The sequence below is a fragment of the Xanthomonas sp. 3307 genome (assembly GCF_014199735.1).
In the GTDB taxonomy this organism is placed as follows: domain Bacteria; phylum Pseudomonadota; class Gammaproteobacteria; order Xanthomonadales; family Xanthomonadaceae; genus Xanthomonas_A; species Xanthomonas_A rydalmerensis.
The window spans coordinates 112232-138126 of record NZ_JACHOG010000004.1 but is presented as its reverse complement, the minus strand read 5'-3'; the positions used below and the strand labels follow the sequence as shown (position 1 = coordinate 138126).

Genomic DNA, 25895 nt, shown 5'->3' with positions numbered 1-25895 from the left:
GCTCAGTCCGCGGCCGCGGTGGCGACGGCCGGCGGCTGCCACGCGCGTGCCTTCACCTGGGTGCCGGTGCCGAGCCGGTCGATGCCTTCGACCACCACCTGCTGCCCGGCCTGCAGGCCGGCGACGACACGGTAATGCCCCTGCACCAGTTCGCCCAGCTGCACCGTCGCGTTGCGCACGCGCGCGTTGGCGTCCAGCACCCACACCTGCGCATGCTTGCCGACATGGGTGACCGCCTGCTGCGGCACGCGCAGCGCTTGCGCGTAGTGGGCGCGCGGCACCCGCGCCCGCACGTACATGCCCGGCAGCAGGCGCCGCTGCGGGTTGTCGACCAGGATGCGCAGCAGCACGTCGCCGGTGCCGGCATCGACGTTGATGCCGGAGAACAGCACGCGCCCGCTCAGCCCCGAGGGCACGCCGCTACGGTCGAGGATCTGCGCCGGCAGGCCGTCGCCGGCAGCGGCCTGCGCGTGCGCGGCCGGGTCCAGCGGGTCCAGGTCGGCGGCGGACTGGCGCACGTCGACGTAGACCTGGTCGATCTGCTGGATCACCGCCATCGGTGCGCTGTCGCTGGGCGAGACCAGCGCGCCCTCGGTGAGCAGCGCCTGGTCGATGCGGCCGTCGATGGGCGCATCGACGGTGGCGAAGGCCAGGTCCAGGCGCCGCCGTGACAGCGTCGCCTTGGCCTCGGCGACCGCGGCGGCGGCTTGGGTACGCTGCGAGACGGCATCGTCGTACATCTGCCGGCTGACCATGCTGGATTCGACCAGCCGCTGTAGCCGGGCATGCTGCACGTCGGCCAGCACCTGCGCGGCCTGGGCGCGATGCAGTGCGGCCGCGGCGGTGTCCATCTCGGCCTTGAACGGTGCCGGGTTGATCTGGAACAGCGCATCGCCGCGCCGCACATCGGCGCCCTGCTCGAAGAAGCGGCGCTGCACGATGCCGCCGACCTGCGGACGGATCTGCGCGCTGCGCACCGCGGCCACGCGCCCGGGCAGGTCCACGCTCACCGTCATCGGCGCAGGGCGCAGGGTCATCGCAGTGACCTGCACCGGCGCGGCCACCGCCTGCGGCGGCGCGCCACCGCCGCAGCCGGCCAGGGCCAACGCCAGCGCGCCACCGATTCCCAGAGTCCGTACCTGTTGCCGCATGCCCATGCCTCGTGCCTCGTCGCTGCCGCCGCGGATACGGCGACGCCAAAGCCGCGCATGGTCGCGGCCGCGGGTTGCGCGGCGTTCGATGCTGTGTGGAGATATGATGGAGATCCGCGCCCGTCCGGGCCGATGCGCCTTTCGCCGCCACGCCATGTCCGTTTCCTCTCCGGGCGCCACCGCGCCCGCGTCCGCGCCGCTGGTCCTGATCGCCGAAGACGAGAGCGAGATCGCCGAGATCCTGATCGCCTACCTGGCGCGCAGCGGGCTGCGCACCGCCCACGCCGCCGACGGCCGCGCCGCGCTGGAACTGCACCTGGCGCTGGATCCGGACCTGATCCTGCTGGACGTGCAACTGCCGGCGGTGGATGGCTGGAAGGTGCTGGCCGAACTGCGCCACCGCGGCGAAACGCCGGTGATCATGCTCACCGCGCTGGACCAGGACATCGACAAGCTGATGGGCCTGCGCCTGGGCGCCGACGACTACGTGGTCAAGCCGTTCAATCCGGCCGAGGTGGTGGCGCGGGTGCAGGCAGTGCTGCGGCGCATCCGCGGCAACGGCGCCGAGGAGGCGCGGAGCCTGCGCGTGGGCGCTTTCCATGTTGACCTGGACCAGCACGAGGCCAGCGTGCGCGTGGGCGAAGACCGGCACACGCTGGACCTCACGCTCACCGAGTTCAAGCTGCTGGTGCGGCTGATGCGTGCACCGAAGCGGGTGTTCAGCCGCGCCGAACTGCTCGACGCCTGCCTGCCGGAAGGCGACACCCAGGAGCGCACCATCGACAGCCATATCAGCAAGCTGCGCAAGAAGCTGGAGGCGCTGGGCGTGCAGGGCACGCCGGCCAGCGTGCGCGGCGTCGGCTATCGGTTCGGAACCGGCGCATGAGTCGCGCCACCGGGCTGCGCCGCCAGGTCATCCTGTCGCTGGGCGCGCTGGCGCTGTGGATCATCCTGCTGTCGGTGGTCGGCTCCTACGTGTTCTACGCGGTGGCGGTGGCCTACCAGCCGGACAGCATCTCCGACACCTGGGTGCCGTCGCGCGTCGAGATGATGTGGATGGGCGCCACCGCGGCGCTGGCCGTGGCGATCGCGGTGGCGGTGGCGGTGCGGCTGTCGCGGCGCATCCTGACCCCGTTGAACTCGGTGGCGCACAGCCTGCGCGAAGTCGCCCAGGGCAATCTGCATGCGCGCGCGAGCATGGACGCGCATGCGCTGGGCGAGACCGCGCAACTGGTGCGCGACTTCAACGCCATGGCCGATCGCCTGCAGGCGATGACCCGCGAGCGTGCATTCTGGAATGCCGCCGTCGCCCACGAACTGCGTACGCCGGTGACGATTTTGCGCGGGCGCCTGCAAGGCCTGGCCGAGGGCGTGTTCGCGCCGGACGTGGCCGCGTTCGAGAGCCTGCTGCGGCAGGTCGAAGGCCTGAACCGGCTGATCGAGGACCTGCGCGTGCTCAGCCTCACCGACAGCGGGCATCTGGAATTGCAGTCGGCACCGGCCGATCTTGTCCAGGAAGTGGAGGCGGTGCTGCATGCGTTCGCCGCCAGCCTGGACGCGCGCGGGCTAGTGTTGGAATCCACGCTGGCGCTGCGCACGCAGGTGCTGTGCGATGCGGTGCGCATCCGCCAGGCGCTGATGGCGCTGCTGGAGAACGCGCAGCACTACGCCGAGCCGGGTCCGCTGCGGATCGGCGTGCAGGCGCAGGCCGACCAGTGCGTGCTGTTCGTGGAAGACACCGGCCCCGGCATCGCCCCGGAGATCGCCGCGCGCGTGTTCGACGCGTTCCGCCGCGGCGATCCGTCGCGCTCGCGCAAGAGCGGCGGCAGCGGCCTGGGCCTGGCCGTGGTCAAGGCGATTGCGGTAGCGCACGGCGGCGATGCGCTGTGCCTGCCCGCCGGCAGCGGGACGCGGTTCGAGGTGCGTTGGCCGTTGGCGTCAGGGGAGGCCGTGGCCCGCGCGGCGCAGGTGCCGGAGCGACGCTAGGCGCGCTTTGCCTCAGGCGGCGACACGTTGCCGCGCACACGCGCCACGCGCCACGGCAGCATGCGGGTCAGTACATCGTCGCGCCGCATCCAGTGATGAAACAGCGCCGCAGCGACGTGCAGCAGCACCACCACCCAGGCGATCCATTTGCCGATGAAGTGGTGCACCACGTCGATCGGCGCTTCGAACGCCTCCCAGCTGAGGTGCCAGGTGCGGCTGATCCAGGCGAACAGCGCGGTCTCGTTGAAGCCGGGGATGCGGAACAGGCCGAGGTCGGTCGGCGCGCCGGTGCCGATGTAGCCGGTCAGCGGCATCACGATCAGCAGCGCGTACAGGCCCACGTGTGCCAGGTGCGCGAGCCGGTGTTCCATCGCCGAACCCGGCGGATCGTCCGGCTGCACGTCCAGCCAGCGCCACAGCAGCCGCGGCAGCACCAGGAACCCGACCAGCAGGCCCAGCACCCAGTGCAGGTTGAGTACCGGCAGCGACGTGTCCGAGGTGTCGTCCATGAACCAGATGACGTAGTACACCACCGCATACGCACCGATGAAGGCGGCGGCGGTGGTCCAGTGGAACAGCTTGGCGAGGGCGCCGAAGCGCTGTGCCGTGTTGCGCCAGTGCATGTGCGTGGTCCTGGGTGGGAGGCGAAGAAGAGACGCGGCGCGCTCAGCGCGCGCGCAGGCTGTCGAGCAGCCGGTCCAGCGCGTCCAGCGCATCGGCCAGCCGCACATGCAGGTCGGCGTCGGGCTCGGCGATCCAGAACGCCGCCTCGGTGATCGCACCGTAGAGCATGCGTGCCATCACCCCGGCATGCAGCGGCGCCACCGTGCCGGTGGCGATCAAGGCTTCCAGCGCCGCCTGCAGCGCGGCGATCCCCACTGACTGTGCGGCTGGCGGCACGTCGCCGAAGGCGGCGCGCGCGTCCTGCAGGATGATCCGGCGGATCTCCGGCTCCAGCGCCAGTTCCAGGTAGGTGCGGCAACGGCGGCGGAAGCCGTCCCACGGCGTGGGCGCCGCGTCGGACACCGCCTGCAGGCGCAGGCCCACCTCGGCCTCGATCTGCTCGATGACCGCGATGAGCAGGCCGTCCTTGCTGCCGAAGTGGTGGTACAGCGCGCCGCGGGTGAGGCCGGCCTCGGCGGTCAACACGTCCATCGAGGTATGCGCGAAGCCGTGCGTGGCGAACGCCTGCCGCGCCGCGGCCAGCAGGCTGGCGCGGGTGGTTTCGATCATCTCGCGGCGGCTGCGGCGCTGGTGCACGGGGATATCTCATTCACATACGCGGTGTACGTTATTTGCGTACAGGGCGTATGTCAATGTGCCTCGATTGGGTTCGATGCGCGCACGACAGGGATGGCGACGCGCCAGCCGGCACGCCATTGCGCCCCGAAGGCGTGTGCCGCTCGGGTGGTGCGCCGTGTGCCGCGAATGCCTCTGCCAGGTTCCGGGCCCCGACAGCGCGGCGGTCGCGGCGTGTGGAGTGCGATGGGCGGCGACCGGAGTAATGCCGCTTGGCGCGAAGGCCGTCGCAGGGGCGCTGATCGAACGGGTCAGGACCGACCGATGAATCCGGTCGTCGTGCGCACGCGATGCGCGCGTGGTGCCGACTCCGCTCGCGCGCTAGCCAAGGCCTTCACTGCGTGTGTGGTCTGGTGACCGCTGTGCAACCGAATTGGAGTGTCGAATGGACACCACGCTGATGCCCTGGGTCGCCGGACTGTTCGTCCTGCTTATCGCCGCGATGCTGTATCTGGTGACGCGCGCCAAGAAGAACCGCAACCGCCCGGCGCAGGATCACGCCGCGACCAAGAGCGACGTGGACAGCGCGTCCAAGCGCTAGCGCGTCGCGTCAGACGTGGCGGCCGCGTGCTCAGGCCTCCGCGTCGATCGGCGCGAAGCGCGGGCGGCGCACGCCATCGACCTCCACCTGCTCGACGAACATCGGGTACGGCCGCACCCACATCGCGCCTTCGCCGTAGAGCGGGCGGTACAGCACCAGCGGCTCCAGCGTCTCGCTGCTGCGGACCACGCCCAGCACCTCGTACTCGCCGCCCTTGAAGTGGCGGTAGCGGCCCAGGGCGATGGAAGGCAGGGGGCTGAGGTCGCGCATGCGGGTCTCCGGAAGAGTGGGGCGTGGAGTGTAGCCGGGCTCCACGCGCGACTACTGGCGTAGCGCGGCGAGCGAATGTCGCGTCGCGCCGCTCGCCGGGCGATGGCGGTGTGCGAACCCTATGGCGCGGAATCGGCGAAGTCGAACGCCTGCCCGGGCTCGGCGGCGACGAAGTCGGCGGCGGCGATGCCCGTCAGGTGCAGTGCCGCGGACAGCGCCTCGCGCGGCGCCTCACGGCCTTCGTCGGTGAGCTGGAAGGTGCCCCAATGGATGCCGAGCGCGTGCCGCGCGCCGGTGTCCTGGAAGATCCGCACCGCTTCGGTGGGGTCGATGTGCTGCGGCGCCATGAACCAGCGCGGCGCGTAGGCACCGATCGGGATCAACGCCACGTCGGGCGCGCCGTGCCGGTCGCGGATCTCGCGGAAGATGGCGCCATCGCCATAGCCGGTGTCCCCCGCGAACCACACCGACCCCCGCGACGTCTCGATGAAGAAGCCGGACCACAGCGCCATCCTGCGGTCGGCGATGCCACGGCTGGACCAATGGTTGGCGCGGGTCAGCGTCGCCGTCGCGGTGTCGCCGATCGGCAGCCGCTCATGCCAGTCGCCAGTCGCGATGCGCGCATCGGGAACGCGCTTGCGCAACAGCACGTCGTTGCCCAGCGGCATCACGAACAGGGGATGGTGCGCGTCGTGCAGCTTGCGCAAGGTCGTCAGGTCGAAGTGGTCGTAGTGGTTGTGGCTCAGCAGGACCGCATCGATGGGGGGCAGGTCTGCGAAGCGGATGCCTGGTGCCGTCACCCGCTTGGGCCCGGCGATCTGCGAGGGGCTCGCACGCTGCGACCACACCGGATCGGTGAGCAGATTGAGGCCGGCGGCCTGGATCAGCAGCGTGGCGTGGCCGACCATGGTGATGCGCAGGCCGTCGTGCCGCTGCGCCGGCACCGCGGGTGTCACCGGGACCTGCGCGGGCCAGCGCACGGCGCCCATGGCGCCTTTCCAGCGCAGGACCTTGCTCAGTGCGTTGTCGATGGTGGGCTGGCCCGGGTTGAAGAAGCGCACGCCGTCGAAATGGTCGCTGACGGGGCCGCGGTAGTAGGGGTTGGCCATTGAGGCGCGATCCAGGCGGAGTGGAAGGGGCAAGGTTACGCGCTAGCAGCGCAGGCGCGCTTGCCTCAGTTGCCGCCGGCGCCGGTCTTCAGGTCGTGCAGCAGCAAGCGCCCCTGTTGCCGGGTCGGTGCGTGCACATCCAGCGCGTGCGTGGTTTCGCTGCCGAATCCCTGGTGCGACAGCATCGCCATCAGCATCGGATACAGGTACCGCGTGGGTTTGCCGACATCCGCCAGCTTGGTCTCGGCAAATCCCTCGACGAATGCGTCCAGCACGGCGCTCAGTGAGTTGCCGGCGGCGCCGTAGGCCAGCACCAGGAGGACGTGGCGGTCCTCGCCAAGGGCGATATGCGCCTGGTCGGTGGGCGGCAGGCCGCTGAGCGCGACGTCGGCGACGTCACGATCCCCGTGGTCCACGATGGCGAGCGATCCGCTGGCGTGCTCGACCGCCACGCCCGGCGCGGCATGTTGTTCGATTGGCCAGCGCTTGGCTGGTCCTGCTCATACACCAGCACGAACGGATACGCCGACGCCCTAAGGCCGCGACAGAAACGGCAACAGCTCGGCCAGCACTTCCTGCGACGAATACTCCGGCTGCAGATGCCCGCCGGAGATCGCCTTGCCGCTGACGTCGCTGGCCCAGCGGCGCCATAGTGCGAGCGGGGAAGGCGCGGCGGCCTGCGCTTGCGGCCACAGCACCAGCACCGGGCAGTGCAGGATGTTGCCGGCGGCCCGGTCTGCGGCGTCGTGCTCCAGGTCTTCGTTTACCGCGGCGCGGTAGTCCTCGCAGATCGCATGGCGAACCGCAGGGTCGCGAAATGCCGCCGTGTACGCCGCGCGCACCGCGGGGTCGAGGCGATCCAGGCCGCCGGCCATTCGCGCCAGCACCGTCTCGATGAACGCATCGGGATCGGCGGCCAGCAATCGCTCCGGCAGGTCGAACGGCTGTGCGAGCAGGAACCAGTGGAAGCTGGCCAGACCGTGACGCATGTCCATCGCGTCCCAGGCGTCCTGGGTGGGAACCACGGTCAGCGACGCATAGTGCGTGACCCGGTCCGGGTGATCGAGCGCCAGGCGGTAGCCGGCGCGCGCGCCGCGGTCGTGGCCGACGACGGCGAAGCGCGTGTGCCCAAGTTGCGCCATCAGCGCGACCAGCGCCTCGCCGACGCGGCGCTTGCTCCAGCGCGGCTGGTCGCTATGGGTGCGGCTGGCGCCGTAGCCGGGCAGGTCCGGCACGATCACCGTGAACGCCTGTGCGAGCTGCGGCGCCACCCGCCGCCAGGCCAGGTGCGTCTGCGGAAAGCCGTGCAACAGCAGCAACGGCGGGCCGGCACCGCCGATCGCGCCGGCGAACGCGACGCCGCCGGCATCGACTTGCAGGCGGCTGAAGCCGGGAAACGCGGCGCTGGGTGCCGGGCAGTGGCGAATCGACATGACGGCCTCGTGGTTATGCGCTCAAGGCGCGGTGGTGGTGGCGTCGACGAAGCCGGCCAGGTCGCGGTCGAACCGTTGCGATTCTTCCAGGAACGGCGCGTGCCCGGACTGCGCATAGAGCACGCTGCGGATGCGCGGATTCAAGGCCTTGGCCCGGGCGATCGTCGGCTTGGCCTGTACCAGCGCGTCGCGCTCGCCGTACAGCAACAGCACCGGCACCTGCGCCTTGCCCAGCCCCTGCTCGGCCTGCACCGTCATCGACTGGACCGCGCGCTGCAGGTCCCAGGAGGCCATCGCGGCATTGGCGAGCAGGCGCTCGAACGTGGCCTGATCCGGCGGCGTGTGGAAGCACAGGCCGAGGAACGCGCGCACCGCATCCAGGTGGGTCTTCAGGTCCGGCGAATTCAGGTCGCGATAGACCTGCGCATGCGCCACGATCTGCTCCGGCTTCAGCTCGATCACGCCATCCACGTAGACCGCGCCAGCGATGCCGCTGTCGCCGAACTTCGCCAGATAGTTGGAGATCACCGCGCCGCCCAGCGACCAGCCGACCAGCACCGGCTTGCGTGCCTGACTGGCGACGATGACCGCGTGCAGGTCGTCCGCCCAGCGCGTGCCGTCGGTGTAGGCAGCGGTATCGGTCGGCTTGCCGGACAGGCCGTGGCCGCGCAGGTCGTAGGTGATCATGCGGTAGCGCTGCAGCTGCGGGCTGTTCACCTGCGCGTCCCAGTTGAGGTGGCTGCCGAGCAACCCGTGCACGAAGACGATGCCGGGGCCGTCGGGATTTCCCGTTTCCTGCACGTCCAGGGTGACGCCATCGGCGGCGGTGACGGTGTAGCGCTTGGTTTCGGCGTTTGCGGCCAGGGGCGCCAGGCAGAGCGCCGTGACCAAGGCGAGGACGAACAGGACGTGGTGCAACGGTCGGGTGGGCATGGGACGCTCCAGGGTTGGACGAGTCCCGGTAGCCTCCACCCTCACACTGGTGTGAGGGTCAATGGCCGCTGATGGTATGCTTTTTCCCATGGGCAGCATGACTTCGCAGCGCACGCTGAGCATCGGCGAACTGGCACGCGACACCGGCGCGAGCGTGCGCTCGCTGCGGCACTACGACGCGCACGGCCTGCTGACCTCGTTCCGCAGCGACAACGGCTATCGCGCGTTTCCGCCGGCGGCGGTTGTCCAGGTCCGGCAGATCCAGCGCATGATCGCCACCGGATTCAGCCTGGCCGAGATCCGCGCCTTCCCCGATTGCATGCGCATGATCGAGGGCGCCAGCGCCTGTCCCGAAACCAGTGCGGCGCAGCGCAAGCGGCTGGCCTCCATCGAGCGGCAGATCGCTGACCTGGAGCGCCGCCGCGCACGCCTGCTCAAGACGTTGGCCGAAGGGGTCGTTCCGCCGCTGGAATAGGCCCGTCGACACGGTCGGGATGAGCCCCCGCGTCGTCCTCCTTGCGATGTCGATGCGAAGGCCTCGGCGGCATGCGTTGTCCCACACGAACGCGGTCGGCGCATGGTCGCAAGCCAGGCCGCCCGGGCCGCGCGCATGCGTGGGCGGCTGCCTGCCTCGCGGTCCGCCAGGTCACCCTGGCCGTTCTCGCCGTCACGAGAAGATATCCGCCACGTAGCGGCCGTGTTCGCGTTCCATCCGGTCGGCCCAGGCGTTGGCCGCGTCGGCGCCGACGCCCATGCTGTCGCGATAGATGCGTACGAAGGTGTCACGCACCGCCGGCGCCATGTGCTCGCCGTCGCCGCAGACGAACACGGTGGCGCCTTGCTGGAACAACGCCGACACGCGCTCGCGGTCCTGCCACATGCGGTGCTGGACATAGGCGACGCCGTCCTGCGGCGCTTGCGAGCAGGTCAGGCGCACATCGACCACGCCCATGTCCTGCCAGCATCGCAATTCGTCCTTGTACAGCCAGTCGACGTCGGGGTGGTCGATGCCGAAGAACAGCAACGCCTCGCCGACGGCGCGGCCGCCGGCCTTTTGGATCGCGCGCTCCTGCAGGAAGCCATGGAACGGCGCGATGCCGCTGCCGGCACAGACCAGGATGATCGGCGTGGCCGGATCTTCCGGCGGGTGGAAGCTCGCCTGCGACGGCCGCACCGCAACCGACACCAGCGCGCCCGCATCCAGGCCGGCCAGGTAGGTGGAGGCCACGCCGCGGCGTCGCCCCATGCCCGACAACGCCGGCGCGTCGAGCACGGCCACGGTCAGCGAGCACTGTGCCGGGTCGCGCAGCGGCGAGGAGGAAATGGAGTATTGCCGCGCGCGCATCGCCGGCAGCGCGCCGAGGAACGCACCCAGCGCCAGCTCACAGGCGGGGAAACGCTCCAGCAGATCGAGCAGGCTGGTCTTCTTGGCGAGCACCTCGTCGGTGTAGGCCGGCTCGACGGCCAGCGTTTCCAGCGCGTCGCGATCGGGCGGGCAGCGCGTGGCGGCTGCCAGTTGCGCGACCTGTGCGCGCGTGGCCGGTTGCGCCAGTTCCACGTAGTCGGTGAGGACCTGCGCCAGCGCGACCGGATAGCCGCTGGGCAGGCTGGAGGCGGCGCCAGGACGCTGGCCGATGACGACCTGCGTATCGCTGGCGAGGCCGAAGCGACGCAGCACGCGCTCGACCTGCGCGGCGGGGTTGCGCGGCAGCACCGCCAGATAGTCGCCGGTGCGATAGCGCATGCCGTCGGGCAGCGCGATCTCGATGTGACGCTTGGAGCGTGCGAACGGTGCGGACATGTCGACCAGTTCGCGATTGTCGATGATGCGTCCCTGGTCGAGCTCGGTCAGGCGCAACGCGTCGAGTCGGGCGGAGGGGACGATGTCCACCTCCAGCGTGTGCGCGGTCTGCTCCAGCGCCGCCTTTCCCAGTGCCTGGCCCAGATCCGTCCACAGCCCGGCGTACCAGGCATCGAAGCCGCCGAAGAAATCGCCGCCGGCGTCGGTTTCGCCGCGGGGCCTGAAGCGCGTGGCGCCCGCCGCCTCCAGTGCGGCATCGACGCGTTTCGGAATCGCCTGGTAGGTGCGCGCCCATTGCCGGTTGCCCGATCCGAACACGGCGTAGCGCACGCCGGCCAGATCGCCGGCCGCCAGGGTGTCGATCCAGTCCACGAAGCGGCGCGCGTTGTCTGGCGGCTGGCCTTCGTAGGAAGAGGTGACCACCACCACCGCGCCGTCGCGCGGCAGGCGCCCGACATGCTCGTCCAGCGGCGCGACCACCGGTGCGTACCCTTGCGCGGCCGCATCGCCGCCGATGCGCTGCGCGAAGGCTTCGCACGAACCGGAATTGCCGCCGTACAGCACCAGCAGCGGCGTGCCCGATGCGGTGCCGGCGGGGACCGACGTCGCAGCAGGCGCCAGCGGTTTCTGCGGCGCCGTCGGCAGCGCGCTGCGCGCGCGCACCGCGACATCGGCGCGGCGGCGCGCGCGGATGCGGAAGCCGTCCGGCTTCAGGGTCAGGGTTTCGGCGACCTTGAGTTGGTAGTTCGGATCGACCATGTCCAGGTCGAAACGTTGCAGGATCATCGTCAGCACCAGCTGCGCTTCCTGCATCGCGAAGCCGCGCCCGATGCAGGCGCGCACGCCGTTGCCGAACGGTTTCCAGGCATTGGGCGGGAGCCGTTCGGCCGCCTCGGGCGCGAAGCGCTCCGGGCGGAAGGCTTCCGGTTCCTCCCATACCTTCGGATCCCGATGCAGGGTGGGAATCAGCACCAGCAGCGTGTCCTGCGGCGTCACCGCATAGCGGCCGGCCAAGGTGGTCGCTTCGCGCGCGGCGACCGCGAACGCCGGTGCGGTCGGCCACAGCCGCAGGGTTTCCTGCAGGATCTGTTCGATGTAGCGCAGCCTGGCCAGGTCCTCGACCTGCGGCGGCTGCGTGCCCAGCGCGGCGTCCACCGCCTGGCGCGCCTGCGCCAGCGCCGTCGGATGGCGCAGCAGCAGGTACAGCGCGAACGACAGCAGGCCGCTGGTCGTTTCGTGGCCGGCGATCAGGAAGGTCACCAACTGATAGCGGATGTTCTCGTCCGACAGTCCGTCCCCGGTCGCCTGGTCGCGTCCGTACAGCATCAGGTTCAGCAGGTCGTCGCGCGAGGCCGCGGCGGGGTCGGCCCTGCGCTCGGCGATCAAGGTGTCGGCGACGCCGCGGATCATCGCCAGGTCGGCCTCGTAGCGGCGCCGGCCCGGCGCCAGCAGGCGATTGGCCAGGTCCGGCCGACGCGCACGCACACCGGCTTCGGCCAGGGCACCCACCATCGCTGCGACGAAGGGATGCATCTCGTTCTGGTAGAAGCTGTTGAAGCGGTAGTCGAACGCGCACAACGCGATCGTGTCGAGGGTCAGCCGGGTCATGTTGTCGGCCACGTCGATCACCGCGTCCGGGCCGAACCGTTCCCAGCGTTGCAGCATCTGTTCGGCGATGTCCTCCATGTGCCCGAACATTGAGCGCACGCCGATCGGACCGAACGCGGGCATCAGCAGCCGGTGCGCCTTGGCCCAATTGGGCTCGTCGTTGTAGGCGGTGAACAGCCCGTCGCCGCCGAGGTCGCGCAAGGCCTGCAGCGGACGGTGCAGCTTCTTCGCGAAGCGGGTTTCGTCGCAGACCTCGTCCACCAGGTCCTGTCCGCTCAGCACGGTCAGCGACAGCGGGCCGCTGTGCAGGCGAAAGATCGGGCCATGCACCTGGGCCAGCCGCATCAGGCTCTGCACCGGTGCATCCGCATCGAGATGGTGGAAATTGCCGAGCAGCGGCAGCGAACGCGGTTGTGGGATGGCCTGCGTCATGGGGCGCCTTCCTGGGGAGAGTGCGATGGGGCGATCGGTGCGGGATCGACGCCGGGATGCGGGGCATGCAGCAGGGTGGCGAGCACGGTCTCGACCAGCCGCGTCCGCGCCTCGCCGGGCCCGATTTCCGGCGCCAGCCGTGCCAGCAGCTGCGGGAACTCCGGCGGCTGGCTCAGCATGCTGTTGAGCAGCACGAAGAACAGCGCCGGGTGCGTCGCCTTGACGATGCCGGCCTGGATTCCGGCAAGGATCAACGCCTGGCCGGCGGCATAGGCCGGGCGCAGCAACCGCTCGGTGACCACGGCAGCGCGCTCGGGGCGTTCGGAGACCACCCGCGCCACGAAGTCGCGCACCGCCGGATGGGTGTCGTAGAAGGTGGCCATGAGCAGGATCGCATCCGCCAGCCGCTCCGGCAGCGCGCGCGTGTCGTCCGCGGTCAGCTGCGCCATCGCCGCCAGCCGCGGCTGCAGGGCCTGCGCGAACTGGTCCACGCACGCGTCCCACAGCGCGGCCTTGCTGCCGAAATGCACGCGCACCAGGTTCGGACTCACCCCCGCGGCGGCCGCGATGCTGCGGATGTTGGCGCCGTCGAACCCATACCGGGCAAAGGCGCCGGATGCGGCTGACAGCAAGGCCTGGCGGCCATCGGGCTGGTCCTTGGTCGGGCGGCCGCGAGGACGAGGACGAGGGCGGTGGGGCTTGGGCGTCGTCATGGTGACGACGATAAAAATGTCCAGCTGTACATTTATGAACTTGCGCGCGAGCTTCGTGCCCTCGTTCAGCGCGTAGTTGCGCCTGGCGCGCGGGGCTGGATCACGCGGAGATGCGGATGCGGTGAATGCGAGGCGCCGTGCCGGTGCCTCGGTCGCGCGGCGATCGGGTGTCGCGGGCGCCAGCGTCGGTGGGCCGCACGTGCGGCGTCACTTCGGCGTGCCCAGGCCGCCGATGTTGAGCATGACCCGCAAACCGATCACCAGTGCATCGTCCGGCGCGCGGCGCGCGGCGGGATTGCCAAGGATGTCGGGGCGGACGATGTACTGCACGTTCGGCACCAGGAACAGCGGCGACTGGGCGATGCGATAACTGTAGTTGAGTTCGACCATGACCTCGTTGCGCGCGATGTCCGGCGCCGCGCCGCGCTTGCGCAGCAGATCGTTCATGTAGCCTTGCTGGTCGGCGCTGAAACGGTAGTAATTCGCGATGACGCCGAGTCCGTCGCCCGGCCGCGATGCGAACGGGCCGCTGTAGTACAAGCCGGCGGTGACCTGCAGGTCGTAGACCTGGTGCGCATCGAACGGTGCGGCGATGTTGCCGAAGGCGACCAGCATGCGCTTGCTCGCCATGCCCTGCGGCCGGTACAGCGCGCGTTCGCCCATCGCATACGCGCCCCAGCGACCGCCGTCGTACAGGCGCGCCGGGCCGCCGACCAGCCCGCGCAAGCCGCCGGCCTGGTTGTAGCGCAGATCGCTGTAGTCGGCCGAGTTGTACCAGAGGCCGGCGAGGTAACGCGGCGCACCCTGGCCGCGCGCGGGATCGGGTTCGTAGCCGATCTCGAGCGTGCCCAGCACGCCGTTGCTGTCGGCGGTGCTCCAGTCCAAGCCATGGGTGTTCTTGCGTTGCGGGTTCAGTTCGAACGCACCTACCGAAACATAGCTGGCGTCGGGCTTGTAGCGCAGCTTCGCGCCCCAGTTCACGTAGGGAAAGCCGACGAAACCGCCATCGGCCTGGCTCAGTTGGAACGGGCAGTCCGAGGCGCCGACGAAGCGGCAGCCGTAGCGGCTGCGCGCGAACTGCCAGGTGGTGTTCATGCGCCCGGCGACGAGTTGCCAGCGACCGTCGGCGAACACCTGTTCCCAGGTCAGCTGCGCCAGTTGCGCCTGCTGCTGCGGATACCAGTAGCCCTGCACCTTGACGCCATTGCCGATCTGCCGCTGCGACAGGCTGTCGCCGTAGTACCAGGCGCCGGTGGCGTGCAGCGTGGCGCCGGGAATGCCGAACAGGCGTTGCAGATCCAGATCCGCGCCGGCGACCACGCCGCCGGCATTGCGATCGCCGCGCGACAGGCCACCGTCGACGTTGCGCGCATAATCGTTGGACCAGACGAAGCGCGGCGCGATGCCGTGCTCGTCCAGCCACTGCCCGGTCTCGGCGGCGACGGCGGATACGGGGAGGGCGGCCGTCAGTGCGGCCGACGCGAGCAGCGACAGGGTGCGCGACATGGGAGCGGATTCCACGGACGAAGGGAGGCACCTGACCCGCGCAGGTGGGGCGCGGGTCCGGACCGGGTAAGACGTGAGAGGGCGGGAGCTTGCAGTCACGCAGCGACGCGAAGACCGCTCGGCGCGTCCGACGCGCGGTCGACAGAAACGCCTGTGGGGGAGCCGGCGAGAGCAACAACGACAAGCGCGATGCGACGCAGGCGGCAGGCACGGTGCAGACACGCCGGCTGCCGCTGCGACGAGGGCCGCGCCTGTACGCGGCCCTCTGTTCGACCCGAGCGGGTCAGGCCACCTTGCCGAGGCCGGCGGCGGCCATCGCCGCGGCGATCTCCTTGTCGGCGCCCTCGGCCAGTGGCAGCAGCGGCGAACGCACCGTGGCGTGGTCGAGCAGGCCGCGCGCGACCAGCGCCCACTTCAGCGCCACCGAGCCTTCCATGTGCGAGCCGCGGTGATAGACGCTCTTGGTCACAGGCAGCAGGCGGTCGTGCACTTCGCGCGCCTTGGCGTAATCCTTGGCCTTGCCGGCGGCGATCATCTCCAGCAGCGGTTCCGGGGCGATGCAGCCATAGCCCACCAGTGCGCCATCCACGTCGAACATGGTGTGCAGCAGATACTCGTCGTGGCAGGTCAGTACCGGCACGTTCGGGCGCTCCTTGCGGAACACCGGGATCTCGGTGTCCCAGCGCTTCATGTTGCGCACACCGTTCTTCATCGCGACCACGCCCGGCAGCGCGGCGATCTCCAGCAACGTCTCCAGGTCGTAGGTGGCCTTGGTCACGTCCGGGTACTGGAACAGGATCATCGGCAGTCCGCTGGCCTCGTGGATGGCCTTGTAGCGATCCTGCGGCGCGCCCTTCTGGTAGCCGAAGCGCAGCCAGCCGTGCGACGGATAGATCAGTCCCGCGGACGCGCCGGCGGCGACCGCGCGCTTGGCCTCGTCGGCCGCCACGCGGGTGCCTTCCAGGGTGATGCCGGCGATGATCGGGATGCGGCCGTCGACGGCGTCGCGGAACGCGGTGATCACCTTGGCCTGTTCGTCGCGCTCCAGGAACGTGCCTTCGCCGGCGTGGCCGAGCACGGTCAGGCCCTTGACCCCATCGATGCCGCCGAGCCAGGCGCCGATGCGCTTGATCGCGGGATAGTCGACGGCGCCGTCGCGGGTGAACGGGGTGACCGGCGCGGGAACCAGGCCTTTCAGGTCGATGTGACTCATGCTCATTTCCTCTTCTTTGGATCAACGGGGGATGGAATCGAACGCGGGGTCCGACGGGGGTGGTACGGAAGCGACGCGTGATGCGCCGGCTGCGGCGCGGGCGATGCGCTCAGGGAGACAGCTGTTCCAGCGATTGGCCCTTGGTTTCCAGGGCGAAACGCCAGGTCACCGCGGCACCGGCCAGCAGCACGGCGGCGAAGGCCGCGAACACGTAGCGGATGCCGAGTCCGGCGATCACCGCGCCGACCAGCAACGGCCCGCAGGCCGAGCCCAGGCGCAGCCAGGCGCTGCCCAGTCCGGTGCCGATGGCGCGGATGCGCGTGGGGTAGAGCTCGGCCGAGTACAGGTACAGCGAGAAGGTGATGGTCTGCACCGCGGCATAGCCCAGCGCCGCGAACACCAGCACCTGCGGCGCCGAGGTGCCGCCGAGCGCCGCCAGCGCCAGCAGCGGCACCCCGCCGGCAACGAAGGCCAGGCCGTACCAGCGCTTGCGTCCGACCTTGTCGATCGACAGCGCGCACACCACCGCGGCGGCGACACCCGCCAGCGAGGTGAAGAAGCCATAGGCGATGCTCTGCTGCAACGACAACCCGAAGTGCGTGCGGTACAGCGTCGGCAGCCAGGTGATGATGCCGTTGGCCACCAGATACGAGCAGAACCACAGGCTCCAGATCACCAAGGTGCGCTTGCGATAGACGCTGCCGAACAGTTCGCGCCAATCCGAGCGCTGCGCCTTGGGCAGCGCAGTGCGGTCGAAGACCGGCGCCGGCAACGGGCCATGGCGGCGCTCGGCGCTGCGCTCGAGCTCGGCCACGATGGCGTCGGCCTTGTCGTAGCGGCCCTTGGAGGCGAGCCAACGCGGCGATTCGAACATGAAGAAGCGCAGCGGAATCATGATCGCCGCCGGGATCAACCCGACCATGAACATCGCCTTCCAGCCATAGGCCGGCACCAGGAAGTAGCCGATGCCGCCGGCCGCGACCAGGCCGAGCAGGAACATCACTTCGTACAGCAGGAAGAAGCGCCCGCGCTTCTTCGAGCCGATCAGTTCGTTGATGTAGGCGCTGGCCACCGGCACCTCGCCGCCGGTGCCGATACCCTGGACGAAGCGGAACGCGATCATCGCCGCGGCGCTGCCGGCGAACAGGCAGGCCACGTCCATCGACACGAACAGCAGGATGGTGAACAGCAGCACGTGCAGGCGGCCGATGCGCTCGGCCAGCCAGCCGAAGAACACCGAGCCCAGCAGTTGGCCCAGGTAGCCGGCCGACAGGATCATGCCGATCTGCGCCGGCGACAGCTGCCATTCCTTGGTCAGCACCGGCATCGCGTAGGCGATGGCGATCACCGTGTAGCCGTCGAAGAACGTGGCGGCGCCGACGATGTTGCGCGCCCACCACACGTTGCGGGTGATCGGCAGGCGTTCGAGGCGTGCGCCGATCTCCGCCTGCGCCTCGGCGATGGACGGCGCGCGGGCGGTGGCGTTGGCGGTGGTGGCAGGGGCTGTGGTGGGCATGAGCATCGTGGCTGCCTTTCGCAGGACAAGGGAACCCCGGCGCGGGCGCCGAAGCGTCCACGCAGCGAGACGGACAGGGAGGACCGGGCGGCGGCCCGGGTGGATCAGGTGCTGGGGGCGGTCACGGCAACACTCCCGCTGGCCTGGATCGCGAAGGCGATGTCCTTGGCGGCCAGCAGCGTGGGTTGGAGGGCGGTGTCGAGCAGTTCGGCATGGCTGGTGCGGACCGACGGCGCGGCGACGCTGATCGCGCCGAGCGGATAGTCGTCCGCATCCAGCACCGGTACCGCCAGCACGCGCAAGCCTTCGGTCAGCATCGACTCCAGGATCACGTAGCGGTCGCGGCGGACGCAGTCGAAGGTGCGCCGCATCGCGTCGATTTCAGGCGTCTGCACCTGCACGTCCACGCCGGTCACGCGCGTCACTTCCGCCGGTGCCAGGTGCGCCAGCATCGCCAGGCCGATCGCGGTGCGGGTGCTGGGCACCGTGGTGCCGATGCGGATGTCCACGCCCAGGCGGGTGATGCCGGCGCGGACGCGTTCGATATAGAGCACGTCGGGGCCTTGCAGGACCGCGAAGCTGGCCGCTTCGTTGACGTCGCTGACCAGCGTGCGCAGCAACGGCCGCACCACGCTGCGCAGATCGCGGCGGGCGATCGCGTGGAAGCCGAGGTCGAGCACCTTCAGGGTCAGGCGGAAGCGGCGGCTCTCCGGCACGCGATGCACGTAGCCCAGCTCGACCAGGGTGTTGAGCATGCGGAAGGTGGTGCCGGGATCGAGCCTGGCCAGCGCCGCGATCTGGCTCAGCGACAGTTCCTCGTGTTCGGACGAGAACGCCTCGAGCACGCGAAAGCCCTTGGCCAGCGACTGCACGGTACTGCGCAGCTTCTTGTCCCCGGCCTCGTCGCCGTCGTCGGGCGCGGCGCTGGCCGCGCGCTGGGAAATCGTCTTGATCATCTGCAGTTCCTGGAGGACCCGGGGAATCGCCAGCTTGCTCGACCCACCTGATCCTGTCGCTTGACAAGTGAATTTCGGATTGCGAAAATTATTTCGTAATTTCATGCCCAGAGTCTGCCTGGACGCGCACAGCGTCAAGTTGCGGCGCAACATGCTGCGTGGGCTGTACGCGCTGCCGACGCCGCTCCCTGATTCCAAGATCCCCGAAAGCCAAGGCCGCGTGCTGGAGTTGCGTGAGCGCGGCGGCGTCATGTCGCGCCGTGCCCGGACCTCGAGGTGGCGCCTGTCGCGAGTGACGCGGCGTCGCTGCTGTATCGCCCGGTAGACGAACGCCGCCGTGCGCGACGCTGTCAGCCGTGCTGGCAGACACCGCAGGGGCGGCGCCGATACCGTGATGCATGGCCCGAACGACCCGACAGGCGCCGCCACCGCCGGCGCAGAAATGGTGGCAAGGACTCTCGTTCAAGCGCACGTCCGCCGAGGTATCGGCGGTGTTGGTGGTGATCGGCGCGACCTACGGCTTCGTGCAGTACGTGGAGGTCAAGCCGCTGCAGCGGCAGTTGGCCGAGGCGCAGGCCGCGGCATGCAAGCCGGAAGCGGCCGCGTCATCGGCGATCATGACACTGCTGCCGGGCGAGAGCCGCGCGATCTGGAACGGCGCCTTGACCGTGTCCAATCTGACGCGGAGTACCGACGGCGCCACGGCGCATCTGCGTGCTACGCCACGTGGCGGGACGGTGGTCGAGAAAGCTGGGCTCACGCCTGGCGACAGTCTTGAGGTGGACGCGGGCGGCAACCGCACGTACGTGATCTATCTGAATCGGAACTCGTCGGAGATGATGGAGTTGTCTGTGCTGCGGCGACCTTGACCGTGCGGCGCCGGTGACCGCCACGGCAACCAGAACGCGGCGCCAGTCGTTCGGCGCGTGCTGCTGCTGCTCATCTGCTTTCGATTCGCCGCAGAATCTGCCGACGTAGCAGGTAGCCACCGAGCCACCCGACGGAAGCCACTACCCCCAGCACCGGTAGCGCGATCAAGGTCAGGCCAAATATCCAACCCGCCATCTCGGGGTTGCGCGCCTCGGCGCCGGCGTGCTTTACCCAGACGAACAGGCACGCCACGGCGGCCGGCACGATCCAGAACAGATGCCGTGCGCCGAAAAGCACCCCGATGACGAAGCCGATGCCGATCGTCGTCAGCGCTATTGCGATCATCGTCGTCCTTGATCCGGGGCTCGGCGTGGTGCCGGGCAAGCGGGCATCCTAACGCAGCGCAGCGCCATCGCGATGGTGTGCGGGAAGCGGTGATCCACATGCAAGCCGGCGCTGCGGTGGATCTGGCCGACTCAAGAATTCCCAGGTAGAGCCGCCATTGACGTTAGCGGAGCCGTTTCGCCGAAGCGGCCGTCCCTCGGGGGAACGCGCATGCTGTCCTTGCCACGTTTGCTGGGCCGTCACCTGGCCAAGTTTTTGTCCAAGCCGCGCCGCCACGGTTCGCAGCTGCCGACCAGCCCGCCGCACCTGCTGCGCGCCACGCTGCGCAAGGGCGACGTGCTGCTGGTCGAGGGCAACAGCCGCTTCTCCACCGCCATCAAGTACCTGAGCCAATCCACCTGGTCGCACGCGGCGCTGTACATCGGCGACCACGTGGCCGCGCTTCCCGGCGAGGAAGCGCCGCTGTTCTGCGATGTCGACATCAATGTCGGCGTGCGCCTGGTCGGGATGAGCGAGTTCGCCGGCCTGCACACGCGCATCTGCCGCCCGGTCGGGTTGAGCGCGCAGGAGATCGAGACCGTGGTGGAGTACATGGTCTCGCGGGTTGGCAACAGCTACGACCTGAAGAACATCTTCGATCTGGCGCGCTACCTGGTGCGTACGCCGCCGTTGCCGTCGTCGGTGAAGCGGCGCTTCCTCGAGCTGGGCAGCGGCGAGCCGACCCGGGCGATCTGTTCGACCCTGCTGGCGCAGGCCTTCGGCGCGATCCGCTACCCGATCCTGCCGGAGATCGACCAGACGCCGCTGGTGGGCGCCGATGCCGGGGAGGACGCGGAAATCCTGTATCCGCGCCATCACAGCCTGACACTGCCGCGCGATTTCGACGTGTCGCCGTACTTCAACGTGGTCAAGCCGCGCCTGCAGCACGGCTTCGACTTCCATCGCCTGGTGTGGGAGCCGCCGGCCGCAAGCGCGTTGCCTGCCAGTGCGCCGCTGGACGCCGCGTTGGCCTGACTGAAACCGTCTCCAGCCCGGAACTGTGGTGCGCGTTCATCTATACGAACGCCGCGCGGTTCAAGTTCGACCGCAGGCTGGCCGATACAAAATCCCGTTTCTGTTTTCTTGACGCCATGAATCCGATCCAATTCCTGCGCCGCCGTATCGCCAATCTGCCCATGGCCCGCAAGTTCGTCGTGCTGTGCGCTTTGATCGCGCTCGGCGTGATCCTGCTGGCCGTCGCTGCGGCGCGCCTGCAATATCTCAACCTGATCGACGCGCGCAAGCAGACCGTCAAGACCCAGGTCGACATGGGCCTGAGCGTGATGCAGCACTATGCCGACCTGGCCAAGCGCGGCGAGATGACCGAGGCGCAGGCGCAGGCGGCCGCCAAGGGCGCGCTCGGCGACATGAAGACCAACGGCGGCGTGGACTACTTCTTCATCGTCGACCCGCAGATGCACATCGTCATGCATCCCAAGCGCGCGGTCGGCACCGACATGAGCGGCTACAAGAGCGATGCCGGCGAGTACGTCTACCGCGACATCCAGACCGCGGTGCGCAGCGGCGACGGATTCACCTACTACAAGGCGCCCAAGCCCGGCAAGTCGGTGCAGTTGCCGAAGATCAGCTATGCCGCGCTGTACCCGCAGTGGAACTGGGTGCTGGCGATGGGCGTGTACGCCGAAGACATCCAGGCCGAGGCGTTGGGTTTCACCAAGGTCCTCACCGTGATCGGCGCAGCACTGGTGATGCTGGTGGTGGGTCTTTGCTGGTTGATCGCCGGCGCCATCGTCGCGCCGTTGCGCGGCGCCACGCGGACCGCCGAAGCGATCGCTTCCGGCCGCTTCGACAATTCGATCAAGGTGGAGTCGCGCGACGAGACCGGGCAGTTGATGGCCAGCATGCAGCAGATGCAGACCCAGCTGCAGCGTTTCAACGGCGAGATGCAGACCCTGGTGCGGCTGCAGCAGGGCGAGGACATCAGCCATCGCATGCCGGAAGACTTCCCCGGCGACTACGGCACGCTGGCGCACGGCATGAACACCGCGCTGTTCGAACACCTGGACGCGATCGTCGAGGCGATGGCGATCATGGACGAGTACGGCCGCGGCGACCTGCGCCGCGACATGCGTCGGCTGCCGGGGCAACGCGCCGCGCTGCACGAGGCGCTGGACGTGGTCAAGGCCAACCTGTCGGCGGTCAACGGCGACATCGCGCGCCTGGCCGATGCGGCGGCCCGCGGCGACTTCAGCGCGCGCGGCGACGAGGCGCGCTATGAGTTCGCGTTCAAGGAAATGGTCGAAGCGCTGAACCGGCTGATGCGGCAGGCCGACAGCGGCCTGGCCGACGTCGGCCGGATCATGGGCGCGATCGCCGATGGCGACCTGTCGCAGCGCGTGGACGTGCGCTACGAAGGCGCGTTCGGCAAGCTCGCCGACGCCGCCAACCGCACCGCCGAACAACTGACCGGCATCGTGCAGGGCATCCAGCGCGCGGTCGGCTCGATCAACACCGCCGCCAGCGAGATCGCCAGCGGCAACAGCGACCTGTCGGTGCGGACCGAGCAGCAGGCGGCCAGCCTGGAAGAAACCGCCGCCTCGATGGAGGAGCTGACCTCCACGGTCAAGCAGAACGCCGACAGCGCGCGCCAGGCCAATCAGTTGGTGCTGAGCACCGGCGAAGTGGCCGAGAACGGCGGCCGCGCGGTCGAGGAAGTGGTGACGACCATGGCCTCGATCAGCGCCGCGTCGGCGCGCATCGCCGACATCATCGGCGTGATCGACGGCATCGCCTTCCAGACCAACATCCTGGCCTTGAACGCGGCGGTGGAAGCGGCGCGCGCCGGCGAACAGGGCCGCGGCTTCGCCGTGGTGGCTTCGGAAGTGCGCTCGCTGGCGCAGCGCTCGGCGGCGGCGGCCAAGGAGATCAAGACCCTGATCTCCGACTCCGTGCAGGAAGTGGAGCAGGGCTCGACCCTGGTCAATCGCGCCGGCACCACCATGGCCGAGGTGGTCGCCTCGGTGAAGCGGGTCACCGACATCATGGCCGAGATCTCCGCGGCCAGCGCCGAACAGAGCGCCGGCATCGACCAGGTCAGCAAGACGGTGATGCAGCTGGACGAGGGCACCCAGCAGAACGCGGCGCTGGTGGAAGAAGCCAGCGCAGCGGCCAAGAGCATGGAAGACCAGGCGGCGGAACTGGCACGCGCGGTCGCGGTGTTCCGCCTCGCCGGCGGCGCCGCCATCAGCGCGGCACCGGCTCCCGCGGCAAGGCCGCAGCCGGCCAGGCCGGCGGTGCGTGCGGTCGTTGCCGCCACCAAGCCCAAGCCCGCGGCCCCCGTGCGACAACCGGCGGCCAAGCCGCGCCCGATCCAGGGCGTGCCGGCGGACAGCGCGGAGTGGGAAGAGTTCTGAGCAATGCGGCGTGGTGGCCTGTGCCGCCATGCCGTGGCCGCCTCGTTCTTGTAGGAGCGGCTTCAGCCGCGACTGGCATTTCAGGTAACGCCCATCGCGGCTGAAGCCGCTCCTGCAGTGGGCGTCCGTCGTTACATTTGCCCTGACGTCCCTCCCACCTTGCATTCAAGTGTGCGGGCGAAGGCGCGAGGACATCCCGCATTTCGCTGAGCCTGGCAAGCTCTTGAAAAGGGTCGCGCCGATGCAGTGCACGGTGTTGAATGGATCGATGCCGCAGATGCCACCGCAGGCGGATGCGGACGCATGTTCGTAGGAGCGGCTTCAGCCGCGACCCCACATGGTCGGGAACGCCCGTCGCGGCTGAAGCCGCTCCTACGAGTAACGGCGCCGCTTGGCAGCAGAGGCGTGTGCGACACCTTCTTCATCCGCTCTTTGCCCATCGCTGCCTATGGTCGCAGCGACGGCGCGTCGGCATCGCTGCGCGTGGAGGAGAACCGATTCCATGTTCTGGAAACGCAATAGCCTGTCGATCGTGTTGTTGGCGCTGAGCCTGCTGTTCATGGTCGGCCAGGCACTCAGTGGTCACCAGGCCTACAACGAGGAACTGCGGCAGCAGGGGCTGGCGGCGCTGCCGATGTGGCAGTACCTGCACAGCGGGCATTTCATCGGCGCACTGTTCGAGAACTGGGAGAGCGAGTTCCTGCAGATGGGCATGTACGTGGTACTGACGGTGAAGCTGCGCCAGTGGGGATCGGCCGAATCGCGACCGCTGTCGCCGGCGCAGGAAGACGATAACGTCGCGTCCGGTCCGGTGCCTTGGCCGGTGCGCGCCGGCGGCCTCTGGTTGGCGCTGTACGAGCGTTCGCTGGCCCTGGCTTTCGGCACCCTGTTCTTGCTCAGCTTCGTGCTGCATGCGTTGGGCAGCTGGCGTCACGAAGTGGCCGAGCAGGCGATGCAGCACCAGCCGCCGCCGTCGTTCTGGGAACACGTCAGTGGCGCGCAGTTCTGGTTCGAATCCATGCAGAACTGGCAAAGCGAGTTCCTTGCCGTGTTCGCGTTGGTGGTGTTGACCATCTGGCTGCGGCAGAAGGATTCCCCGCAATCCAAGCCGGTGCACGCGCCGCACCGGCAGACCGGCGATTGAACGCGACGCCACGGTGGACGGTGCCGAGCACACAGCCAATCGCCCGGACACACGAACGCCGCGATGCTTGCGCATCGCGGCGTGCTTGCGATAGTACCTGCAGTGGAGCGCTAGCGCGCCACGCTGCCCTTGGTCGAGCCGGCACCCGGTCCGGCGCCCAGGTCGGCACCGGTGGTCGGGTCGCTGTCCGGCTGCGACAGCGTACGCGCGGCCAGCGCCTGCACCGCGCTCTGTTCCAGTTCGCTCAACCCCACGCTGGGGACGCCACTGCCACCGTCAACCGCCACCTGGCGGTTGCGATCGGCGACCACTTCCCACTGGCTACCGCTATTCCAAGGTCCGTGCATGTCGCCTTCGCCTTGTGACATGTCGTAGTAACGGTCGGTAAAGGCCGGGTCGCCCGGCAGCTTGCCCGGCGGGAAGTTCGGCTCGATCGAGTACAGCGCCTTCTCGAACGACTTCTGGTGCGCCACTTCGCGGGTCATCAGGAAGGTCAGCGCATCGACGATGCCGGGATCGTCGGTGACGTTGATCAGACGCTCGTAGACGATCTTGGCGCGCGCTTCGGCCGCGATGTTTGAGCGCAGGTCGGCCGTCGGTTCGCCGATGCTGTCGACGTAGGCCGCGCTCCACGGCACGCCGCTGGAATTGACCAAGGCCGGTCCGCCGCCGTAGAGGATTTGCTGCGTCTGGCTGGTGTTGTTGTTGAGGGTGAGGTTGCGCATGTCCTCCGCCTCGGCCATGCCTTCGGACAGCACCGCCTTCGGGCCCTGGTTGAGCATCGCGATGATCGAACCGATGATTTCCAGGTGGCTGAGTTCCTCGGTCGCAATGTCGTACAACAGGTCCTTACGGCCGGGATCGACCTCGCCGATGGCCTGGGTGAAGTAGCGCATGGCTGCGGCGAGCTCGCCCTGTGGGCCGCCGAACTGCTCCAGCATCAGCGAGGCCAGTGCCGGGTCGGGCTGCGCCACGCGGACCGTGTACATCAGCCGTTTGTTGTGCATGAACATGGAAAATCTCCTGGAGTGCCGCCCGAACGTCGCGACGACGCAATGGCGCGACTGGCGGCCGCGCGTGGGGGATAGGCGTCTGGGACGCCGCGGCCCGCAGTCGCGGGCCGCGGCAGGGCGGTCAGGCCGCCTTGCGCTTGCGCGAGGCTTCTTCGTTGCCGCCCTGTTCGGCGAGCAGGGTCAGCTTCTCGTCGGTGGACTTCTCTTCGTTGAGCGTTTCCAGCAGCAGGGTCAGCGCATCGTTCATGCCCAGTTGCTTGGCCATGGCGGCGAGGGTGCCGTAGGAGGCGATCTCGTAGTGCTCGACCTTCTGCGCGCCGCCGATCAGCGCGGCATCGCGCACCGGGCCGGCTTCGATCGACTCGATCACTTCCTTGCCTTCTTCCACCAGGCCTTCCATGGCGGCGCACTTGATCCGCTTCAGGCGCAGGTTGCCTTTTTCGACGATCTGGTCGATGCGTTCGATCTGGCCCTGGGTTTCTTCCAGATGCGCTTCGAACGCGGCGCGTAGCGCCGGATTGGTGGCGGCGCGCGCCAGGCGCGGCAATGCCTTGGTCAGCTGTTTCTCGGCGCTGTAGATGTCCGACAGCTCGTGAATGAACAATTCGTCGATGGTCTTGACGGCCATGGGGAGTCTCCGGTC

Annotated in this window: 25 protein-coding genes; 8 read left to right on the top strand and 17 right to left on the bottom strand. The window is 69.0% G+C overall.

From position 1 onward, the window contains the following. Nucleotides 1-2: 2 nt before the first annotated feature. On the bottom strand, nt 3-1157 hold the full coding sequence (locus tag GGR64_RS11960; RefSeq protein WP_184646063.1) for an efflux RND transporter periplasmic adaptor subunit: 1155 nt from the start codon (nt 1155-1157) through the stop codon (nt 3-5). Between the two features lie 148 nt (nt 1158-1305). Between GGR64_RS11960 and GGR64_RS11955 the strand changes: the two genes are divergently transcribed. Both GGR64_RS11955 and GGR64_RS11950 read left to right on the top strand, forming a co-directional pair. Further along, nucleotides 1306-2037: a response regulator gene (locus tag GGR64_RS11955; RefSeq protein ID WP_160966036.1), complete on the top strand. Its 732-nt coding sequence runs from the start codon at nt 1306-1308 to the stop codon at nt 2035-2037. Then, nucleotides 2034-3137, top strand: coding sequence for an ATP-binding protein (locus tag GGR64_RS11950; protein ID WP_184646061.1), 1104 nt, complete (start codon nt 2034-2036; stop codon nt 3135-3137). Before GGR64_RS11955 ends, GGR64_RS11950 begins: the two co-directional genes overlap by 4 nt. Here the strand turns inward: GGR64_RS11950 and GGR64_RS11945 are convergent. Together GGR64_RS11945 and GGR64_RS11940 are read right to left on the bottom strand one after the other, a co-directional pair. Next, nucleotides 3134-3760, bottom strand: coding sequence for a cytochrome b (locus tag GGR64_RS11945; RefSeq protein WP_184646059.1), 627 nt, complete (start codon nt 3758-3760; stop codon nt 3134-3136). The two genes, GGR64_RS11950 and GGR64_RS11945, sit on opposite strands and share 4 nt — an antisense overlap. A gap of 43 nt (nt 3761-3803) precedes the next feature. Continuing rightward, complete coding sequence (locus GGR64_RS11940; RefSeq protein ID WP_326520329.1) at nt 3804-4397, bottom strand: helix-turn-helix domain-containing protein; 594 nt, start codon at nt 4395-4397, stop codon at nt 3804-3806. A gap of 424 nt (nt 4398-4821) precedes the next feature. Here GGR64_RS11940 and GGR64_RS11935 point away from each other — a divergent pair, with 424 nt between their 5' ends. Then, nucleotides 4822-4977 carry a hypothetical protein gene (locus tag GGR64_RS11935; protein WP_019796750.1) on the top strand — a complete coding sequence of 52 codons (156 nt, stop codon included), beginning with the start codon at nt 4822-4824 and terminating at the stop codon, nt 4975-4977. Between the two features lie 30 nt (nt 4978-5007). Here the strand turns inward: GGR64_RS11935 and GGR64_RS11930 are convergent, their stop codons facing one another. The 5 genes from GGR64_RS11930 to GGR64_RS11910 all read right to left on the bottom strand — a co-directional run bounded on the left by GGR64_RS11930 (nt 5008) and on the right by GGR64_RS11910 (nt 8722). Further along, complete coding sequence (locus tag GGR64_RS11930; protein ID WP_184447256.1) at nt 5008-5247, bottom strand: DUF1653 domain-containing protein; 240 nt, start codon at nt 5245-5247, stop codon at nt 5008-5010. Nucleotides 5248-5366: 119 nt separating this feature from the next. After that, nucleotides 5367-6356 carry an MBL fold metallo-hydrolase gene (locus GGR64_RS11925; RefSeq protein ID WP_184646057.1) on the bottom strand — a complete coding sequence of 330 codons (990 nt, stop codon included), beginning with the start codon at nt 6354-6356 and terminating at the stop codon, nt 5367-5369. A gap of 65 nt (nt 6357-6421) precedes the next feature. Next, nucleotides 6422-6808 carry a hypothetical protein gene (locus GGR64_RS11920; protein ID WP_184646054.1) on the bottom strand — a complete coding sequence of 129 codons (387 nt, stop codon included), beginning with the start codon at nt 6806-6808 and terminating at the stop codon, nt 6422-6424. An 81-nt stretch (nt 6809-6889) separates the two neighbouring features. Continuing rightward, on the bottom strand, nt 6890-7789 hold the full coding sequence (locus GGR64_RS11915; RefSeq protein ID WP_184646053.1) for an alpha/beta hydrolase: 900 nt from the start codon (nt 7787-7789) through the stop codon (nt 6890-6892). A gap of 21 nt (nt 7790-7810) precedes the next feature. After that, nucleotides 7811-8722, bottom strand: a complete 912-nt coding sequence (locus tag GGR64_RS11910; RefSeq protein ID WP_184646051.1) for an alpha/beta hydrolase — start codon at nt 8720-8722, stop codon at nt 7811-7813. A gap of 97 nt (nt 8723-8819) precedes the next feature. Between GGR64_RS11910 and GGR64_RS11905 the strand changes: the two genes are divergently transcribed. Further along, on the top strand, nt 8820-9197 hold the full coding sequence (locus GGR64_RS11905; protein WP_221236193.1) for a MerR family transcriptional regulator: 378 nt from the start codon (nt 8820-8822) through the stop codon (nt 9195-9197). 192 nt (nt 9198-9389) lie between these two features. On the opposite strand, the gene GGR64_RS11900 is transcribed toward GGR64_RS11905, so the two are convergent. The 6 genes from GGR64_RS11900 to GGR64_RS11875 all read right to left on the bottom strand — a co-directional run bounded on the left by GGR64_RS11900 (nt 9390) and on the right by GGR64_RS11875 (nt 18467). After that, nucleotides 9390-12563 (bottom strand): cytochrome P450, encoded by a 3174-nt coding sequence (locus GGR64_RS11900; protein ID WP_184646047.1) that lies wholly within the window; start codon nt 12561-12563, stop codon nt 9390-9392. Continuing rightward, nucleotides 12560-13195 (bottom strand): TetR/AcrR family transcriptional regulator, encoded by a 636-nt coding sequence (locus GGR64_RS11895; RefSeq protein WP_221236192.1) that lies wholly within the window; start codon nt 13193-13195, stop codon nt 12560-12562. Before GGR64_RS11895 ends, GGR64_RS11900 begins: the two co-directional genes overlap by 4 nt. 288 nt (nt 13196-13483) lie before the next feature. Next, complete coding sequence (locus GGR64_RS11890; RefSeq protein ID WP_184646045.1) at nt 13484-14782, bottom strand: carbohydrate porin; 1299 nt, start codon at nt 14780-14782, stop codon at nt 13484-13486. Nucleotides 14783-15065: 283 nt separating this feature from the next. Continuing rightward, nucleotides 15066-15995 carry a dihydrodipicolinate synthase family protein gene (locus tag GGR64_RS11885; protein ID WP_184646043.1) on the bottom strand — a complete coding sequence of 310 codons (930 nt, stop codon included), beginning with the start codon at nt 15993-15995 and terminating at the stop codon, nt 15066-15068. Between the two features lie 109 nt (nt 15996-16104). Further along, nucleotides 16105-17511, bottom strand: coding sequence for an MFS transporter (locus GGR64_RS11880; protein ID WP_184646041.1), 1407 nt, complete (start codon nt 17509-17511; stop codon nt 16105-16107). 104 nt (nt 17512-17615) lie between these two features. Continuing rightward, a complete protein-coding gene (locus GGR64_RS11875; RefSeq protein WP_184646039.1) occupies nt 17616-18467 on the bottom strand; it encodes an IclR family transcriptional regulator in 852 nt (283 codons plus the stop codon). A gap of 398 nt (nt 18468-18865) precedes the next feature. Between GGR64_RS11875 and GGR64_RS11870 the strand changes: the two genes are divergently transcribed. Next, on the top strand, nt 18866-19336 hold the full coding sequence (locus tag GGR64_RS11870; protein WP_184646037.1) for a hypothetical protein: 471 nt from the start codon (nt 18866-18868) through the stop codon (nt 19334-19336). A gap of 70 nt (nt 19337-19406) precedes the next feature. On the opposite strand, the gene GGR64_RS11865 is transcribed toward GGR64_RS11870, so the two are convergent. Continuing rightward, nucleotides 19407-19721: a hypothetical protein gene (locus GGR64_RS11865; protein WP_184646035.1), complete on the bottom strand. Its 315-nt coding sequence runs from the start codon at nt 19719-19721 to the stop codon at nt 19407-19409. Nucleotides 19722-19892: 171 nt separating this feature from the next. On the opposite strand from GGR64_RS11865, the gene GGR64_RS11860 reads away from it, so the two are divergent. From GGR64_RS11860 to GGR64_RS11850, 3 genes are all read left to right on the top strand, one after another. After that, nucleotides 19893-20696, top strand: a complete 804-nt coding sequence (locus GGR64_RS11860; protein WP_160966064.1) for a YiiX/YebB-like N1pC/P60 family cysteine hydrolase — start codon at nt 19893-19895, stop codon at nt 20694-20696. A 134-nt stretch (nt 20697-20830) separates the two neighbouring features. Then, nucleotides 20831-23095, top strand: coding sequence for a methyl-accepting chemotaxis protein (locus GGR64_RS11855; protein WP_260303012.1), 2265 nt, complete (start codon nt 20831-20833; stop codon nt 23093-23095). 502 nt (nt 23096-23597) lie between these two features. Then, the gene (locus GGR64_RS11850) at nt 23598-24239 is read left to right on the top strand and encodes a DUF6766 family protein (RefSeq protein ID WP_184447246.1); all 642 of its coding nucleotides are present in this window, start codon (nt 23598-23600) and stop codon (nt 24237-24239) included. Nucleotides 24240-24349: 110 nt separating this feature from the next. Here the strand turns inward: GGR64_RS11850 and GGR64_RS11845 are convergent, their stop codons facing one another. Then, a complete protein-coding gene (locus GGR64_RS11845) occupies nt 24350-25252 on the bottom strand; it encodes a manganese catalase family protein (RefSeq protein WP_184646031.1) in 903 nt (300 codons plus the stop codon). 121 nt (nt 25253-25373) lie between these two features. After that, a complete protein-coding gene (locus tag GGR64_RS11840) occupies nt 25374-25880 on the bottom strand; it encodes a DUF892 family protein (RefSeq protein ID WP_184646029.1) in 507 nt (168 codons plus the stop codon). Nucleotides 25881-25895: the final 15 nt, after the last annotated feature.